This is a genomic window from Bradyrhizobium sp. SPXBL-04 (assembly GCF_051853035.1).
Classification (GTDB): domain Bacteria; phylum Pseudomonadota; class Alphaproteobacteria; order Rhizobiales; family Xanthobacteraceae; genus Bradyrhizobium; species Bradyrhizobium zhanjiangense.
This window is the reverse complement of record NZ_CP182472.1, coordinates 5,765,884-5,783,398: the sequence shown is the minus strand read 5'-3', so window position 1 is coordinate 5,783,398 and position 17,515 is coordinate 5,765,884. Positions and strand designations below refer to the sequence as shown.

The 17,515-nt window shown below is 63.8% G+C and carries 15 protein-coding genes; 7 read left to right on the top strand and 8 right to left on the bottom strand.

What is annotated here, in order from left to right:
* Positions 1–31: 31 nt before the first annotated feature.
* From ACNJX8_RS27545 to ACNJX8_RS27535, 3 genes are all read right to left on the bottom strand, one after another.
* Entirely contained in the window at positions 32–523 is a 492-nt protein-coding gene (locus ACNJX8_RS27545; RefSeq protein ID WP_439357405.1) for a tripartite tricarboxylate transporter TctB family protein, read from the bottom strand.
* 84 nt (positions 524–607) lie between these two features.
* Complete coding sequence (locus ACNJX8_RS27540; RefSeq protein ID WP_128934904.1) at positions 608–1,615, bottom strand: Bug family tripartite tricarboxylate transporter substrate binding protein; 1,008 nt, start codon at positions 1,613–1,615, stop codon at positions 608–610.
* 462 nt (positions 1,616–2,077) lie between these two features.
* On the bottom strand, positions 2,078–2,215 hold the full coding sequence (locus ACNJX8_RS27535) for a hypothetical protein (RefSeq protein ID WP_164934547.1): 138 nt from the start codon (positions 2,213–2,215) through the stop codon (positions 2,078–2,080).
* A gap of 360 nt (positions 2,216–2,575) precedes the next feature.
* On the opposite strand from ACNJX8_RS27535, the gene ACNJX8_RS27530 reads away from it, so the two are divergent.
* Entirely contained in the window at positions 2,576–3,904 is a 1,329-nt protein-coding gene (locus ACNJX8_RS27530) for an Hsp70 family protein (protein ID WP_439357404.1), read from the top strand.
* Positions 3,905–4,237: 333 nt separating this feature from the next.
* On the opposite strand, the gene ACNJX8_RS27525 is transcribed toward ACNJX8_RS27530, so the two are convergent.
* On the bottom strand, positions 4,238–4,681 hold the full coding sequence (locus tag ACNJX8_RS27525) for an SRPBCC family protein (RefSeq protein WP_128946295.1): 444 nt from the start codon (positions 4,679–4,681) through the stop codon (positions 4,238–4,240).
* A 499-nt stretch (positions 4,682–5,180) separates the two neighbouring features.
* Between ACNJX8_RS27525 and ACNJX8_RS27520 the strand changes: the two genes are divergently transcribed.
* On the top strand, positions 5,181–6,152 hold the full coding sequence (locus ACNJX8_RS27520) for an alpha/beta hydrolase family protein (protein ID WP_249760693.1): 972 nt from the start codon (positions 5,181–5,183) through the stop codon (positions 6,150–6,152).
* Between the two features lie 16 nt (positions 6,153–6,168).
* On the opposite strand, the gene ACNJX8_RS27515 is transcribed toward ACNJX8_RS27520, so the two are convergent.
* The 4 genes from ACNJX8_RS27515 to ACNJX8_RS27500 form a co-directional block, all read right to left on the bottom strand.
* The gene (locus ACNJX8_RS27515) at positions 6,169–6,357 is read right to left on the bottom strand and encodes a hypothetical protein (RefSeq protein WP_128939100.1); all 189 of its coding nucleotides are present in this window, start codon (positions 6,355–6,357) and stop codon (positions 6,169–6,171) included.
* 605 nt (positions 6,358–6,962) lie between these two features.
* Entirely contained in the window at positions 6,963–8,240 is a 1,278-nt protein-coding gene (gene frc / locus ACNJX8_RS27510) for a formyl-CoA transferase (protein ID WP_128934900.1), read from the bottom strand.
* Positions 8,241–8,389: 149 nt separating this feature from the next.
* Positions 8,390–10,123, bottom strand: coding sequence for an oxalyl-CoA decarboxylase (oxc, locus tag ACNJX8_RS27505; RefSeq protein WP_249760694.1), 1,734 nt, complete (start codon positions 10,121–10,123; stop codon positions 8,390–8,392).
* A gap of 62 nt (positions 10,124–10,185) precedes the next feature.
* The gene (locus ACNJX8_RS27500) at positions 10,186–10,881 is read right to left on the bottom strand and encodes a GntR family transcriptional regulator (RefSeq protein ID WP_162250091.1); all 696 of its coding nucleotides are present in this window, start codon (positions 10,879–10,881) and stop codon (positions 10,186–10,188) included.
* A gap of 351 nt (positions 10,882–11,232) precedes the next feature.
* On the opposite strand from ACNJX8_RS27500, the gene ACNJX8_RS27495 reads away from it, so the two are divergent.
* The 5 genes from ACNJX8_RS27495 (at position 11,233) to ACNJX8_RS27475 (ending at position 17,457) form a co-directional block, all read left to right on the top strand.
* The gene (locus tag ACNJX8_RS27495) at positions 11,233–13,362 is read left to right on the top strand and encodes an acetate--CoA ligase family protein (protein WP_128934898.1); all 2,130 of its coding nucleotides are present in this window, start codon (positions 11,233–11,235) and stop codon (positions 13,360–13,362) included.
* A gap of 198 nt (positions 13,363–13,560) precedes the next feature.
* Entirely contained in the window at positions 13,561–14,403 is an 843-nt protein-coding gene (locus tag ACNJX8_RS27490; RefSeq protein ID WP_164934574.1) for an IclR family transcriptional regulator, read from the top strand.
* Positions 14,404–14,507: 104 nt separating this feature from the next.
* Complete coding sequence (locus ACNJX8_RS27485) at positions 14,508–15,476, top strand: Bug family tripartite tricarboxylate transporter substrate binding protein (RefSeq protein ID WP_128939103.1); 969 nt, start codon at positions 14,508–14,510, stop codon at positions 15,474–15,476.
* Entirely contained in the window at positions 15,473–15,958 is a 486-nt protein-coding gene (locus ACNJX8_RS27480) for a tripartite tricarboxylate transporter TctB family protein (RefSeq protein WP_439357403.1), read from the top strand. The genes ACNJX8_RS27485 and ACNJX8_RS27480 overlap by 4 nt, the downstream gene beginning before the upstream one ends.
* On the top strand, positions 15,958–17,457 hold the full coding sequence (locus tag ACNJX8_RS27475) for a tripartite tricarboxylate transporter permease (protein ID WP_439357402.1): 1,500 nt from the start codon (positions 15,958–15,960) through the stop codon (positions 17,455–17,457). Before ACNJX8_RS27480 ends, ACNJX8_RS27475 begins: the two co-directional genes overlap by 1 nt.
* The last annotated feature ends 58 nt before the right edge of the window (positions 17,458–17,515 follow it).

Sequence of the window (17,515 nt, the reverse complement as noted above, 5' to 3'; positions counted from 1 at the left end):
CCTGCAGCAATAACGGATGGCGGCGCGGCTCTTACAGGCCGAGCCATTCCTCGAATGGACCCTTGGGCAGCGGGACCAGGAACCAGCGCTCGAAAACAAGATAGGTCAGAACCGGCATGCCGATCGCCACTGCGATGGTCGTCAGCCAGCGATAGCCGCCGAGCCAGCGCATGAACCAGCCGATGAAGACCATCGAGGCGACGTAGAGGCCGATGAACGGCATCGAGCCGACATAGATCGCGGTGGGCACGACGACGCTCATGACTTGGCGAAGCTGTCCCCATGTTGCGAACAGCCGGCCGTCGCCGTCGCGTCGCGCGCTCCAGAGGTTGATGACGCTTGCGCCGACGATGATGGCGCCGACATAGAAGGGGAAGAAGCCGGCACGCGGGCCTTCCGCGCCCCAGTTGATGCCGGCCTTCAGGCTGCCGAAGATCACGACCAGGCCGAAGGCGCCGATCAATAGCGCCATGCCGATTTCCAGCGTCTTGTGTGCGGGGCCGGATGCGGATTGTTCAGTCATGGGACCTCCAGGCGGACGCAGTCTTTCGCGGTCGCGGCAGACGGGAGGACGACCAGCGTCCTTAGCCGTCGTCGATGTCGCGGGTCAGTTTCCCGATGCGAGGAAGCCGGCTTCCTTCATCAAGCCTTGGTGGCGCTTCTCCTCGGCCTCGACCCACTTCGCGTATTCGGCTCCGGTCAGGAATGTGGTGTTGAAGGCGCCGTTCTTCATGAAATCCTGCCATTCCGGCGTGGCGCGGACCTTCTTGAACAGCTCGACGTAGTATTCGATCTGATCCTTCGTGGCCTTGGGCGACATGAAGATGCCGCGCAACATCAGATATTCCATCGCCAGGCCCTGCGACTTGCAGGTCGGAATATCCTTCCAGGCCTTGCCCTCGGCGATCGGCTCGTCATAGGCCATCGGCTGGGCGTCGAAGACGCAGAGCGGACGGAGCTTGCCGCCGCGCCATTGCGCGACCGCTTCGATCGGATTGTTGACGGTCGAATCGACGTGATTGCCGACGAGTTGAACGGCAACTTCGCCGCCGCCCTTGTACGGGATGTAGGTGAACTTCGAGTCGATCGCCTTCTCGATGCCGACCGTGATGATCTGGTCTTCCTGCTTGGAGCCGGTGCCGCCCATCTTGAATGAGCCGGGCGGCGCTTTCTTCACGGCGTCGACGTAGTCCTTGACGGTGTTGTACGGCTTCTCTGCATTCACCCAGAGCACGAATTCATCGAGCGCCAGCATCGCCACCGGGCTCAAATCCTTCCAGTTGAACGGAATCCCCGTTGCCAGCGGTGTCGTAAACAGGTTCGACAGCGTGATGATGATCTTGTGAGGATTGCCCGACGACGTCTTCACATCCAGGAAGCCTTCGCCCCCTGCGCCGCCGGCCTTGTTGATGACGACCAGCGGCTGCTTCATCAGATTGTGCTTGGTGACGATGCCCTGGATGGTGCGCGCCATCTGATCGGCGCCGCCGCCGGTGCCCGCGGGCACGATGAATTCGACCGGACGGACCGGCTCCCAGGCAGCACGGCTTGTGGTGCTGTTGGCGCACGACATCGCGATTGCCGCCAAAGCGACATTCAGAACGAATGGCTTCATGTTTCTCTCCCTGTCGAACCTCGAACGCAGCCGCTCTTTGTCGGCTTGCGTCAGCCCATCTTGATTCACATGCCCTGGGGTCACCCTTGCGGTCGATCTCCCATGGCAGTCCCGATAGAAACTCTATGAGCAGGGACAACGCGCGGCATCCGCTCCTTTCGGCTAAGGCTCCGCCAAGTTCGCGGCACGCGTCTCCCCTCGGCCGTTCCCGTTCCGCGTTATGTTTCCCCGTCTTACACCTTTGATTGTGAAACCGTTCTTGGTTCCCGAATGGTATGCGAGATGCCAGCGGGCAAACAATTGGATGGGCGGGTCACGTCGGCGGACCAATCGTCGCAGATGCGGTCGCGAGCGGGGGCGAGGCCGCAAAAGAAAATGGCCCCGACATGCAGGGCCATTTGATCAAACGCAGCGTTTGCGGGTTTGCCAGCCCGCCGTTCGGCGGGGCGGGCAAGGCCTCGTTTACAGGCCGAAACGCGGCAGGTCGCCGTTGTGATTCGAAATCTCGGCGCTCGCCATCAGGAGGCTGTCGATCGCGGCCATCAGGCGGGCGAACAGCGAGGAGGAGGGGGCGAGAGCAACGGAAGCGGTCTTGGACATCGGAAATCCCCTTTCTTGAGAACAGTCAGTCTTGCTGTCTCATTTCGGGGGCAATCTATGTATACCAGATGCCAGTGTCCATGCTCTTGTTTGCATAGCAGCACGCAGCCTCTCGCATCGCAGCATAATGCCGGGTTAACGGGGGGCATTTCAGACATAAAGTTGCTGGCGCGGCGGGAAGTTGGGTCTTTTCATCGCCGAAAGGTGAGAAAAGCGGGCTGAAACGTCCGGCTGGAAGGGGAAATCTCCGCAGCAATCGACGCCAGGTTCCGGCCGCACTGCAGCGGGCAGGCCCTTGGCACAGCCATGCAAAGCGGCTAGTGGTCCGCCCCCTTATCCAATCAACTGTCAGAGTGGTTCATGTCGAGCGCCTCGCCCGCCGTCTCGATCGGCATCGATTTTGGGACCAGCAATACGGTCGTCGCGCTCGCGGCGGACGACCGCCGGGTCGAGGCCATCCGCTTCGATCACGGCGGTCAGCGCCACAGCGTCTTCGTGTCGGCGCTGTGCTTCTGGGAGGACCGCCCGGGAGCCGGCGCCCAGGCCGAGGGCGGGCCGTGGGCGATCGAGCAATTTCTCGAAGGACGCCACGTCTACCGCTTCCTCCAGTCGTTCAAGACGTTTGCGGCGAGCAGCAGCTTCAACACCACCCAAGTGTTCCGGCAGCGCTACAAGTTCGAGGATATCTTGGCGGCGTTCCTGCGGACGCTGGCGCGCCGTGGTGGGGACCGGTTCGGCTTCGAGGCCGCAAACATCACGGTCGGCCGCCCGGTGCGCTTTGCTGGCGGCAATCCCGACGAGGCGCTGGCAATGCAGCGCTATCGGGCCGCGTTCGAGCGCCTCGGCGCCGACCACGCCCGCTATGTCTACGAGCCCGTGGGCGCGGCGTTCTCCTTCGCCCGCCGGCTGGAGCGCGATGCCACCGTGCTCGTCGCGGATTTCGGCGGCGGCACCAGCGATTTCTCCGTGATGCGTTTCTCGCGCGCGGGCGGCAGCCTTCGCGCCGAGCCGCTGGGACACGCCGGCATCGGCATCGCCGGCGACACGTTCGATTACCGTATCGTCGACCATGTCGTCTCGCCGCGCCTCGGCAAGGGCTCCAGCTTCCGCTCGTTCGACAAGGTGTTGCCGGTCCCCAGCGGCCACTACACCAACCTCGCGCGCTGGCATCAGCTCGCGATGATGAAGAGCAACGGGGATTTGCGCGAGCTCCGCGAGCTTGCACGCACCGCGCTGAAGCCGGCTCTGCTCGAGGACTTCATCACCATCGTCGATCTCGACCTCGGCTTTGCGCTGTACCGCGCGGTGTCCGACGCCAAGGTGGCACTGTCGGCGCAGGACGAGGTGGACTTCCGCTTCAAAGGCGGCGGGGTCGACATCGGCGCGACCATCACACGGAAGAATTTCGAATCCTGGATCGCCGACGACATCGGCCGGTTGGGAGCCACCGTCGACAAGGTGCTGGGCGAGGCCCGCATCACCGCGCGCGAGGTGGAGAAGGTGTTCCTGACCGGCGGCACGTCCTTCGTGCCCGCCGTCCGAAAGCTGTTCGCCGAGCGGTTCGGCAACGAACGGCTGATGTCGGGCGACCAGTTCGAGTCGATCGCGTACGGGCTGGCGCTGATCGGACATAGTCCTGACCCAGACCGATGGACGGCAGGCGGCGGGCTCGCGAAGGAGGGCGCCTAACGATCGTTCGCAATGGTCGAATCTGCTTCGCTGGCAGCCGCAGTTCAATGGGGCTGTGTAGATATCTGCAGACTCGATGTGGGTTGTTCTCTCGGAGAGTTCCCCATTCTCCGTCATTGCGAGCGCAGCGAAGCAATCCAGAATCGTTCTGCGGAGGGACTCTGGATTGCTTCGCTGCGCTCGCAATGACGATGCGGGGAATTCTGCGCATTTGGTCGAACAGTGCCGTAGGGTGGGCAAAGGCGCGGAGCGCCGTGCCCACCATTTTTCCGGGTTGAGAGAGCATTGGTGGGCACGCTGCGCTTTGCCCACCCTACAATACTCATGTCGTCGCTATTGATTGATCTCCGGCTCGACGAGCCGTGCCAAATTGCGCAGCGATTCCTGCCAGCCGAGATAACAGGCCTCCGGCGGGATGACGTCGGGGATGCCGGCCTGCGTGATGTCGAGTTCGGTGCCGACCGAGACCTTCTTCAAGATCACGGTCACCTCGATCAGGCCCGGCAAGTTGGGATCGTCGAACTTGTCGGTGTAGCGGATGCGTTGGCCGGGCACGAGCTCGACATATTCACCGCCGAACGAATGGCCGTTGCCTGTGGTGAAATTCCGGAACGACATCTTGAACGTGCCCCCGACCTTGGGCTCGAAATGATGCACGGTGCAGGTGAAGCCGTTCGGCGGAAGCCATTTCGCCATCGCATCGGCCTCCAGGAAGGCGCGATAGACTTTCTCCGGGCTGGTGGCCAGGACGCGGTGCAAGCGGATCGTGCTGGGCATGGTTGTTATCCTCAGTGATTGATGGGCCCGAGTTTGGCGTCTATGGCCCATTCATGTCATGAGGACGACGGGGAAGCTGCCGATCCGACAGGGGAGCTCGGATTTTTTTGGTCGAGTCTTGTTCGGCCGGATTGCTAAGCATGATGGGATGAGGCTTGATCGCCGCCGCGACGGAGGTGCTTCGCCTCTCCCGCTTGCGGGAGAGGCCGACGCGCTCGCAGAGCGCGGCGGGTGAGGGCTCTTGCCACCCAGGGACAGCCTCCGCATTTCTCGACAATCCCGCTGCAGAGATATCCCCACCCGGCCGTCCCCCGCAAGCGGGAGAGGGAGCCGAGTCCCGACGCCGAAGCATCGTTCGCACCATATGCGAGAGCCCTCCCTTTTTGCGGACAGTTTGCCTCAACGCCAATAGCGGCGAAGGTGTGCCCGCGTGACAAGCTGAGCCACAATTCCGCTATCGTTCCTCGTTCAACTCCTGCGCGAAATCAGGGGGCTTCCGTTGCGCAGCACGCTTTGGGCTTTCGTCGTCACGCTCTGTTGTCTTGGCTCGCCCGCACAGGCCGCAGGCATTCAGCTCCTCGAGACCGATCCGGCGCTGTCGGGCGCGATCTGGTATCCGTGCGCGGCAGAGCCGACGCATGTGGCGCTCGGCAGGCTTTCAGTCGGCGCTGATTTCGATCTGAAGGGCGTGAAGGACTGCCCAGTCGCGGGTGTAAAGCTCCCGGTCATCATCTTCTCGCACGGCCGGGGCGGGTGGTTCGGCCAACACCACGACACAGTGGAGGCGCTGGCCGATGCCGGCTTTGTCGTCGCTGCCATCAATCATCCCGGCGACACATACAGCGACTCCTCGCGGCGCGATACGCTGTCGCTATGGGGATCACGTCCGGCGGACATGGTGCGCCTGCTCGATTTCTTGCTGAAGGACTGGAAAGATAGGGCGGTGATCGATCCGAAGGTCGGCTTTTTCGGCTTCTCGCTCGGCGCCTCAACCGGTCTCGTGCTGATGGGGACCAAACCGGATTTTGCGAGGGTCGCCAGCCTCTGCAAAGAAACGACCGGAGCATGCGCACAGCTTCACAACGGAGAGACGCCGCCTGACGCACGGCCGGACGCACGCATCCGCGCCGCAGTGATCGTCGACCCTCCGCCGACAGTTCTGACGCGGGAGAATCTCGCCGCAATCAAGATCCCTTTCCAGTTCTGGCGGTCGCAGTTCGGCGGTCCGGGAGTCGGCGACGGCGCGGGTACCGCGCGCGTCGCGGACAGTCTGCCCGGCAAGCCCAACATCCACGTTGTTGCGGCTGGCCACTATGCGTTCCTTGCCCCTTGCTCGCCTCAGCTTGCAGCGGCAGTCCCACGCATCTGCACCGACGTGCCCACGGGATTTGACCGCGCAACATTTCATCGCGAGTTCAACGCGGCTGTAGTGAAGTTCTTCCGTGAGCAGCTCGCTGGCGACGTACGTTGAGCACTCCACAACGCTGCTATTTGGAGTGGCTCTTGAGCTTGGCCTCGCGGGCTAATCGCTCGGCTTTCAGTCGCTCGCGATTCTCGTGGAAGGATTGCTGGTCCTTCGCATAGTCACTCATCGGTTTTTGGGTTTTGACGGGCTTGAACGCCTTGTTGGCTTCGCGCCTGGCGCGATCGCGATCAGAGGATTGATCTCTCAACATTTCGACCTCGATTTGATCAACGAGCGTGGTCCGGAGGACTGCTGAATGCCACGCCTCCGGCGCCTACGCTGACGGGGATAGACACCCTCCGGGCGAGACGGCGGCCAAGTCTTCAGCGTTGGACAGATCTCTTGCGAGGCGCTCAGTCACTCGCCGGAAGGAGGCGCGCCCGCACTTCCGAGAGCGCACCGGTCAGGAGAATAACCGTGGGTCATCGTATCGGTTCCTCCAGACCAATCTTAATTCAACGTCGGCTGGTCGAACATTCCCCGGGGCCAACGCCAAGACGCTACACTGCTCGGCGCAGTCGTTCTGGACATTCGCAGTGTCGCTTCAGACGATGGCAAAGGGCGGGTAAAGGGCACAAGCTCGTTGCCGAGCCTGGCATCCGTATCTTTGGACCTTGGCACAATACCCCTGTTTTGCCCCACGCGTCAAAGAGAATTTCGTAAAATCAGTAATCTCTGTTGGCCCAAGGGGTTAGCTACTGTGCATGGGGTTGTTTTTCGACTTTTTAGTTGGGGGGCCGGTGATGGCAGGTGTTCTCATGCAAAAAGGGCCGCCTCGACAGGCGGCCCTTTTGTCTCGCGTCAGAGTGCTTCCACTTACTCAGCGGCCTGCTTCTGCGGCGGATCGAGTGCGCCGGACTTGTGGATCTCGGCGACCTGGTGGTCGCTGAAGCCGAGCACCGAGCGCAGGATCTCGTCGGTGTGCTCGCCGAGCAGCGGGGAACGCTGCACGTCGCTCGGGCTATCCGACAGCTTGATCGGGTTGCCGACCGAGATGTACTTGCCGCGGGTCGGGTGATCGACCTCGACAACGGTGCCGGTCGCGCGCAGCGACTGGTCCTCGGCGATCTCCTTCATCGACAGGATCGGGCCGCAGGGGATGTCGTCCTTGTTGAGGATCTCCATCGCCTCGAACTTGGTCTTGGTCATCGTCCACTGTTCGATGCGCGCGAAGATCTCGTTGAGGCGCGGCAGGCGGGCCGGGGGCTTGGCGTAGTTCGGATCGGTCTTCCAGGTGGGTTCGCCGATCACGTCGCAGATCTTCTCCCAGACCGGGGCCTGGGTGATGAAGTAGATGTAGGCGTTGGGATCGGTCTCCCAGCCCTTGCACTTCAGGATGCGGCCGGGCTGGCCACCGCCGGAATCGTTGCCGGCGCGCGGCACGGCATCGCCGAACGGAATGCCTTCGCCGAACTGGCTGTATTCCTTGAGCGGGCCGTGGGCGAGGCGCTGCTGGTCGCGCAGCTTGACGCGGGCGAGGTTGAGCACGCCGTCCTGCATCGCGGCGGTGACCTTCTGGCCCTTGCCGGAATGCGTGCGCTGGTAGAGCGCGGTGACGATGCCGAGCGCCAGGTGCAGGCCGGTGCCGCTGTCGCCGATCTGCGCGCCGGTGACGAGCGGAAGGCCGTCACGGAAGCCGGTGGTGGAGGCGGCGCCGCCGGTGCACTGCGCGACGTTCTCATAGACCTTGCAGTCTTCGTAGGGGCCGGGGCCGAAGCCCTTGATCGAGGCGACGATCATCTTGGGGTTGATCGCCTGGATCTTCTCCCAGGGGAAGCCCATGCGGTCGAGCACGCCGGGGCCGAAGTTTTCCACCAGCACGTCGCACTTCTTGATCAGCTCGGTGAGGACTTCCTTGCCCTTGGGGTTCTTGGTGTCGAGCGTGATCGAGCGCTTGTTGTGGTTGAGCATGGTGAAATACAGGCTGTCCACGTTCGGAATGTCCTGCAGCTGACCGCGGGTGATATCACCGACGCCCGGACGTTCCACCTTGATCACGTCGGCGCCGAACCAGGCCAGCAGCTGCGTGCAGGTCGGTCCGGACTGGACGTGGGTGAAGTCGAGAATGCGAACGCCCTTGAGCGCTTTAGTCATCGTATTGCTCCTGTTACCACTCTGTTTCCGTCATGCCCGCGAAGGCGGGCATCCAGTATTCGCTGTCGTTTCGGTTCGGCTCAGTGCTCGCCACAATGGGTGGTCCGGCGAATACTGGATTCCCCGCCTGGGCGGGGATTGACCCGGAGTTACTTCTTCTTCTGCAGAACGCTCTGCGGATTGAGGTTGCCGATGCGGCCGCTCTCCGAGCCTGCGGCCGGATCGATCACGGCGTTGATGAGCGTCGGCTTGCCGGAGGTCATCGCCTCGTTGACCGCGCGCTTCAGTTCATCCGGCGAGGTCGCGTTGACGCCGACGCCGCCGAAGGCTTCCATCATCTTGTCGTAGCGCGCGCCCTTGACGAACACCGTCGTGGCCGGATCCGAGTTGGCGCCGTTGACGTCGGTGCCGCGATAGATGCCGTCATTGTTGAAGATGACGACGCAGATCGGAAGGTTGTAACGGCAGATGGTCTCGACCTCCATGCCGGAGAAGCCGAAGGCGCTGTCGCCTTCCACTGCGAGCACGGGATGGCCGGTCTCGAGTGCGGCCGCGATCGCCTGGCCCATGCCGATGCCCATCACGCCCCAGGTGCCGACGTCGAGACGCTTGCGCGGGCGGTACATGTCGATGACGCCGCGGGCGAGGTCGAGCGTGTTGGCGCCCTCGTTGACGAGGATCGCCTCGGGATGATCCTTGATGACATTCTTCAGCACGCCGAGCGCGCCGTGATAGTCCATCGGCGACTTGTTGTTCATGAGCTTCGGCGCCATCTTGGCGACGTTCTCCTCGCGCTTGGACGTAATCGCCTTGGTCCATTCGGCGGGCGGAGCGGTCCAGCTCGAGCCCATCGCCTGATTGAAGGCGGAGACGACCGAGCCGATGTCGCCGACGACGGGTGCGACGATCTCGACGTTGGAGTCCATTTCCTTCGGCTCGATGTCGACCTGGATGAACTTCTTCGGCGCTTCGCCCCAGCTCTTGCCCTTGCCGTGCGAGAGCAGCCAGTTCAGCCGCGCGCCGATCAGCATGACGACGTCGGACTCCTTCAGCACCGTCGATCGGGCCGCGCCGGCGCATTGCGGATGGGTGTCGGGGAGGAGGCCCTTGGCCATGCTCATGGGCAGGAACGGCACGCCGCTCTTCTCGACGAAGTTTTTGATTTCTTCATCGGCCTGCGCGTAGGCCGCGCCCTTGCCGAGGATGATGAGCGGACGCTTGGCGCTCTTCAGCACGTCGAGCGCGCGCTTGACCGAAGCGGGCGAGGGGATCTGCGCGGGCGCCGCGTCGATCACCTTGACCAGCGACTTCTGGCCGGCATCGGCATTCATCACCTGGCCGAACAGCTTTGCCGGCAGATCGAGATAGACGCCGCCCGGACGGCCCGAGACTGCGGCGCGGATGGCTCGGGCAAAGCCGATGCCGATGTCCTGGGCGTGCAGCACGCGATAGGCCGCCTTGCACAACGGCTTTGCGATCGCGAGCTGGTCCATTTCCTCGTAGTCGCCCTGCTGGAGGTCGACGATCTCGCGCTCGGAGGAGCCCGAGATCAGGATCATCGGGTAGCAGTTGGTGGTGGCGTGCGCGAGCGCGGTGAGACCGTTGAGGAAGCCCGGCGCGGAGACGGTAAGGCAGACGCCGGGCTTCTTGGTGAGGTAGCCAGCGATGCCTGCGGCGTAACCGGCGTTCTGCTCGTGGCGGAAGGAGATCACGCGAATACCGGCGGCCTGCGCCATGCGGCCCAAATCCGTGATCGGGATGCCCGGCACATTGTAGATGGTGTTGATGCCGTTCAGCTTGAGCGCGTCGATGACGAGATGGAAGCCATCTGTCAGTTCCTGCTCGGTGCCCGGTGCTTCGGACTTGGTCGCGGTATTCAGCATGGGCCTTGTCTCCCTGGTCTCAAGGTAGTGGGGCGAGTTGTTCGCCCTTCTGGTGAAGGTTGCTAAGTGAATAGTTCCTGGCCATGCGCTTCGACATAAGCGGCAAGGCCAAGGGTGTGGTCGCGGGCGCGCTTCTCGGCGAGCTCGGTATCGCGCGCTTCCAGCGCTTCGATGATGCCGAGATGCTCGGGCAGGGAGGTCGCGGTGCGGTCCTTGCGGCCGATGGTCAACTGCCGGTAGCCGCGCACGTGCAGCAACAGGTCGTTGGTGAGATCGACCAGCACGGGGGATTCCGACAGCGAGATCAGCGCCTGGTGGAAGGCGATGTTGGCGCGCGAATATTCCTCGACGTGATCCTCGGGCAGGCGGTCCTTGCCGAAGTCCTTGAAGAAGTCGCGCAGCGCCGTGATGTCTTTCTTGCGCGCGGTGGTGGTGATGAGGCGTGCGGCCATGCTCTCCAGCGCCGCCCAGGCGCGGATCATGTCGACGATCTCGCTCTTGGTCCTGCGCACCACCATGATGCCGCGGCGCGGCACCGTCTTCACGAATCCGTCCTGCTCAAGCATCGCGATCGCTTCGCGGATCGGGGTGCGGCTGACGCCCAGCCGTTCGGACAGCGCGCGCTCGTCGAGCATCACCGGCTCGGGCGTCGAGTAGATGTCCATCTTGAGGATGGCTTCCTTCAAGGCGTCATACGCCTTGTTCTTGAAGCTGCTCTCCGGGGCAATACGAACGATTGCGATGTCTGCCTCGGCCATGTTCGGCAACGCCTTGGTTGGTTTCCGTTGTGACACGACGAATCTCCTCCAGTGGGAGTCGTCTTTTACAGGAATATTTACGGGAAAGTTTTTGGCATACCACATGCCAGAATGTCAAGCTGGCTATTTTTTGCGGCGTTCCAAGCTGTGCACTGGCTTGACAAGTTGGCTTCTGGCATACCAAATGCCATCGCCAGCCATTTTTGATCCAAGCCGGCGGAGTAGTCTCAGGGCTTATGCCACTCCGTTCCGCCGCATGGAACAGAGCGCGGCGAATGGCAAGCATCACGGGCAGCCGCTAACCACGCGCGCGCTTTGCAAAGAACGAACTGAGGTCAAGGGAGAACCCACATGTCCAATTCCAAAGATGCCGTCCGCAAGGTGCTTGACCAGGTCAAGGCGGACAACCGCACCAGCCTGACGGCGCCGGAAGGCAAGCTGGTCTGCGATGCCTACGGCATTCCGGTGCCGAAGGAGGGCGTGGCCAAGTCGGCGGGCGAAGCCGGCAAGATGGCTGCCGCGATGGGCTTCCCAGTCGTGATGAAGATCGTCTCGCCGGACATTCTCCACAAGACGGAAGCCGGCGGCGTCATCGTCGGCCTCAAGACGGCCGAGGAGGCCGAAAAGGCCTACGAGACCATTCTCGGCAACGCCAAGAAATACAAGTCGGACGCCAAGATCGAGGGCGTCCAGGTGCAGCAGATGCTGGCCGGCGGCACCGAAGTCATCGTCGGCTCGATCACCGACGGCTCGTTCGGCAAGCTGGTCGCCTTCGGTCTCGGCGGCGTGCTGGTCGAAGTCTTGAAGGACATCACCTTCCGCCTCGCGCCCGCAACCAAGGAAGACGCGCTCTCGATGCTCGACGGCATCCAGGCGCATGAGATCCTGAAGGGTGTCCGCGGCAGCGAGCCGGTGAACCGCACGGCGCTCGCCGACGTCATCGTCAAGGTCTCGCAGCTCGTCACCGATTTCCCTGAAATCGTCGAGCTCGACCTCAACCCGGTGTTCGCGACCCCGAAGGGCGCAACCGCCGCTGACGTCCGCATCGTCGTCGACTTCGCTTATGTGCCCAAGCCGAAGCCGCGCCCGACCGAAGAGATCGTCGCGGCGATGAACCGCATCATGCAGCCGAAGGCGGTCGCCGTGATCGGCGCCTCCGCCGAGGACGGCAAGATCGGCAACTCCGTGATGAAGAACCTCATCAATGGCGGCTACAAGGGCGAGATCATTCCGATCCATCCCAAGGCCGCCGAGATCCTCGGCTACAAGGCCTACAAGAGCGTCAAGGACGTGCCGGGCGTGATCGACGTCGCGGTGTTCGCGATCCCCGCGAAATTCGTCGCCGCTGCACTGACCGAATGCGGCGAGAAGAAAATCCCGGGCGCGGTGCTGATCCCGTCGGGCTTTGCGGAGGCCGGCGCGCCCGAGCTCCAGGCCGAGATCGTCGAAGTCGGCAAGAAGTACGACATCCGCCTGATGGGGCCGAACATCTACGGCTTCTACTACACGCCCGCCAATCTCTGCGCGACCTTCTGCACCGCCTATGACGTCAAGGGCCACGCGGCGCTGTCGTCGCAGTCGGGCGGCATCGGCATGGCCATCATCGGCTTCTCGCGCTCGGCCAAGATGGGCGTCTCGGCGATCGTCGGCCTCGGCAACAAGTCGGATATCGACGAGGATGATCTGCTCGCCTTCTTCGAGCAGGACCCGAACACCAACCTGATCGCGCAGCACTGCGAAGACCTCAAGGACGGCCGTGCGTTCGCCGAAGCCGCAAAACGCGTCTCCAAGAAGAAACCGGTCGTCGTGCTCAAGGCCGGCCGCACCTCGGCCGGCGCGAAGGCGGCGTCCTCGCACACCGGCGCGCTTGCCGGTAACGACCGGATCTACGAGGACGTGTTCAAGCAGTCCGGCGTGATCCGCGCCCGCTCGCTGCGCCAGCTGCTCGAATTCGCCCGCGGCGTGCCGGTGCTGCCGACGCCGAAGGGCGAGAACGTGCTCATTATCACCGGCGCGGGCGGCTCGGGCGTGCTGCTGTCGGACTCCTGCGTCGACAACGGCCTGTCGCTGATGTCGATGCCGCCGGACCTCGATGCGGCCTTCCGCAAGTTCATCCCGCCGTTCGGCGCGGCCGGAAATCCTGTGGATATCACCGGCGGCGAGCCGCCGATCACCTATGTCAACACGGTCAAGCTCGGCCTGTCGGATGAGCGCATCCACGCGCTGATCCTCGGCTACTGGCACACCATCGTCACCCCGCCGATGGTGTTCGCCCGCAACATGGTCGAGGTGAAGAAGGAGATGGAGGCCAAGGGTTTTGTGAAGCCCATGGTCGCCTCGCTGGCCGGCGACGTCGAAGTCGAGGAAGCCGCCGAATATCTCTACCAGCACGGCATCCCGGCCTACGCGTATTCGACCGAGCTGCCGGTCGAGGTGCTGGGCGCCAAGTACAAGTGGGCGCGCGGGGCAGGGCTGCTCTAACGCTGTCTTCGCCTCTCCCCGCCTGCGGGGAGAGGCCGAATTCGAGCAAGGCTCGAATTGGGTGAGGGGGAGCTTCCGCGAGTCCATCTCTCACCGAATTTGCGGAGATAGCCCCTCACCCCGACCCTCTCCCCGTAAGAACGGGGCGAGGGAGAAGAGGCGGCTCGCGTCTTGTCTGATTGGCAAATGCAGGTCGCGATGAGCAAGAACGTGATCCGGCGCAAATCACTCGAGCCCAAATCGACCGCAGAGGTCGATCATGAGGGCCGCGACGGTGGCGTGCAGTCCGTCGACCGCGCGCTGTCGATCCTTGAAACGCTGGCCGAGGACGACGAAGGCTATCGCCTCAGCGATCTCGCGATCCGTACCGGTCTGTCGGCCTCGACCGTGCACCGCCTGCTGGCGACGCTGGAGAGCCGACGCTTCGTGCAGTTCGACCGCGCCGAGTCTAAATGGCATGTCGGCGTGCGCAGTTTCACGGTCGGCGCGAGCTTCGCGCGGCGGCGTAATTTCTCCACGCAAGCGATCCCTTACTTGCGCAAGCTGCGCGATCTCACCCGCGAGACCGCCAATCTCGCCGTCGTCGACGACGAATTCATCATCGTGCTGACCCGCATGGAGAGCCGCGAGATCATGCGCTCGCTGACCCAGGTCGGCGGCCGCGTCCCCATGGTAACCTCCGGCGTCGGCAAGGCGGTACTCGCGACCTATTCCGACGAGGACGTCGGCGCCGTCATCCGCCACCACGGCATGCCCCGCCTGACCGAGAAGTCGATCGTGCGGCCGAGCGACCTGTTTCGAGAGCTCGAAAAGATCCGCAAACAGGGCTACGCGCTCGACGACGAAGAGGCGTCCATGGGCCTGCGCTGTGTTGCCGCGGTCGTCTACAATGACTGCGCCGAGCCGCTCGCGGCGATTTCGGTCTCCGGCATGACCAGTCGGTTGACCGACCAGAGGTTGCCGGAAATCGGGCAAATCGTGCGGGATGTCGCCGCCGAACTGACGGCCGCGCTGGGCGGGACGGTCCCGACGCCCCGCTAACGGGACCACCAGGGGATGTCACTGGACAGCATCGGCCGTTTTGGCTGATATGCGACCAAACGACACAATGCGGCAAACGTCCGCACGAGCCTGGAGATGCCCCCATGTTTCAATTCCCCGCGCGCCTTGTCGGCGCAGCCGTCGCGCTGACCCTGGCGGCAGCCAATCCGGCTTTTGCCCAACAGCTCGAGCTCAAGCTGATGGCGCCGGCCGCACCGGGCGGGGGCTGGGACCAGACCGCGCGCTCGATGCAGCAGGCGCTGGTGGCCTCGGGCGTGGCCCGCAGCGTGCAGGTCACCAACGTTCCCGGCGCGGGCGGCAGCGTCGGCATCGCGCAGTTCGTCAACGGGGCCAAGGGCGACGGCAACCAGATGATGGTCAACGGCTTCGTCATGGTGGGCGCGCTCGCCATGAACAAGTCGCCGGTCACACTGGACCAGGTGACGCCGATCGCGCGCCTCACCGAGGAGATCCAGGTGATCGTGGTGCCCGCGAATTCGCCGATCAAGACCGGGCAGGATCTGGCCGCTGCGGTGAAGGCCGATATCGCCAAGGTGACCTTTGCCGGCGGCTCGGCCGGCGGCGTCGACCATGTCATGGCGGCGCTGTTCGCTGGCGCCGTCGGCGCCGACGCGAAGAAGATCAACTACATCCCGTTCTCCGGCGGTGGCGAGTCGCTCGCCGCCATTCTCGGCGGCAAGGTCACCGCGGGCATTTCGGGGCTGAGCGAATATGAAGGGCAGATCAAATCCGGCAAGCTGCGCGCGATCGGCGTGACCTCGGAGAAGCGCATCGCCGGCAGCGACATCCCGACCTTTAGGGAGCAAGGCATTGACCTCGTGATCGCAAACTGGCGCTCGGTGGTCGCGCCTCCGGGCATCACACCGGAGCAGCGCAAGACCTTGAGCGATGCGGTCGAGAAGATGGTGAAGTCGGACGCCTGGAAGGAGATCCTCAAGCAGAAGGGCTGGGAGGATGCCTATCTCGGCGGCGATGCCTTTGCCGACTTCCTGAAGAAGGAGACGGTGCGCGTCACGGACGTGCTGAAGTCGGTCGGCCTGGTCAAGTCATGACCTCAGGCGATTCCGTCCAGCCGTCGCGGCGCGTCGACCGCGCCGGGCTCGCCATCGCTGCATTGCTTGCGGTGCTCGCCGCTGTCCTGATCTGGGATGCGCGCGGCCTGCAATCCGCCGCGATGTACGGGATGGGGCCCGAGTCGATGCCGGTTGTGGTCGCCTCCGGCCTTGGGCTGCTTGCGATCGGCAATTTCATCGACGCGCTGCGCGGTAATTTGCCGGCGCGCGAGAGCTCCGATCCCGTGCCGGTGGTCTTGATCCTCATTGGCCTTGCGCTTCTGATCGCCATCATCGGCTTCGGCGGCGGCTTCATCCTGGCGACCTCGGCGCTGTTCGTGACGACCTCGGCGGCGTTTGGACGCCGTGCCATCCTCGTCGATTCCATCATCGCCCTCGTGATGTCGACCCTCATTTATCTCGCGTTCGACCGGCTGCTGACGCTGAGCCTTCCGGCCGGCCCCCTGGAGCGACTGCTGTGATGGACACTTTTGCCGCGCTGGCGCATGGCATGGCGGTCGCCGTCCAGCCGATGAATTTGCTGTATGCGCTGATCGGCGTCTTCCTGGGCACGGCCGTCGGCGTGCTGCCCGGCATCGGCCCGGCGTTGACGGTCGCGCTGCTGCTGCCGGTAACCTACAAGCTCGACCCCGGCGGCTCGCTGATCATGTTCGCCGGCATCTACTATGGCGGCATGTATGGCGGCTCGACCACTGCGATCCTCATCAACACGCCCGGCGAGAGCGCCTCGATGGCGACGGCGCTCGAAGGCAACAAGATGGCCAAGGCCGGCCGCGGCGGGCCGGCGCTTGCGACCTCCGCGATCGGCTCTTTCGTCGCCGGCACCATCGCCACCATCGGGCTGGCGTTCCTCGCGCCATGGCTGGTCGATTTCGCCGTGCGTTTTGGCCCGGAGGATTACTTCGCGCTGATGTGCGTCGCCTTCGTCACGGTGTCGGCGACGTTTGGGGATTCCCCGGTCCGAGGCCTGACCAGCCTGTTCATCGGCCTGACGCTCGGTCTCGTCGGCATCGACAAGCTGACCGGTCAGGCGCGGCTTGCGTTTGGCGTCCCCGAGCTGCTCGACGGCGTCGAGGTGACGACGCTTGCGGTCGGCCTGTTCGCGGTGGGCGAGGCGCTCTACGTCGCATCGCGCCGCCACCACACCGAGGAGAAGCTCGAGCCGGTGCGCGGCTCGCTGTGGATGACGAAGCAGGATTGGAAGCGCTCGTGGAAAGCGTGGCTGCGCGGCACCATGTTCGGCTTCCCGATCGGCGCGCTGCCCGCAGGCGGCGCGGAAATTCCGACCTTCCTGTCCTATTCGACTGAGAAGCGGCTCACGAAACATCCGGAAGAGTTCGGCAAGGGCGCGATCGAAGGCGTCGCGGGACCGGAAGCCGCGAACAATGCCTCCGCCGCCGGCACGCTGGTGCCGCTGCTCACGCTCGGGCTGCCGACGTCGGCGACGGCCGCGATGATGCTGGCGGGTTTCCAGCAATACGGCCTCAACCCGGGGCCGCTGCTGTTCGCGGAGCGGCCGGACCTGGTGTGGGGCCTGATTGCCAGCCTGTTCATCGCCAACGCGATGCTGCTTGTGCTGAATCTGCCGCTGGTCGGCCTGTGGGTGCGGCTGCTCGCGATCCCGCAGCCGTGGCTCTATGCCGGCATCCTCGTGTTCGCGACCATGGGCACCATCGCGGCAAAGCCGTCGGTGGTCGAATTGTCGATGCTGGCCGGCTTCGGCGTGCTGGGCTTCCTGATGCGCCGGTTCGATTTTCCGATCGCGCCCGTCGTCGTCGGCCTGATCCTCGGCCCGATCGCCGAGAGCCAATTGCGCAGGGCGCTCGCGATCAGCCTCGGCGATCCCATAGCGCTGGTTCAGAGCCCGATCTCGGCGACCCTGCTTGGCGTCGCGCTGATCGCGCTGCTGGCGCCCTTCGTGTTGAAGGGGCTCGGGCGGTTCAAGGCGAATGAGGATTAGTTAGGGCGTGTCCTCATAAAGTAATGTCGGCTCCTGAGGGCCGAGCGGAAATCTCTGA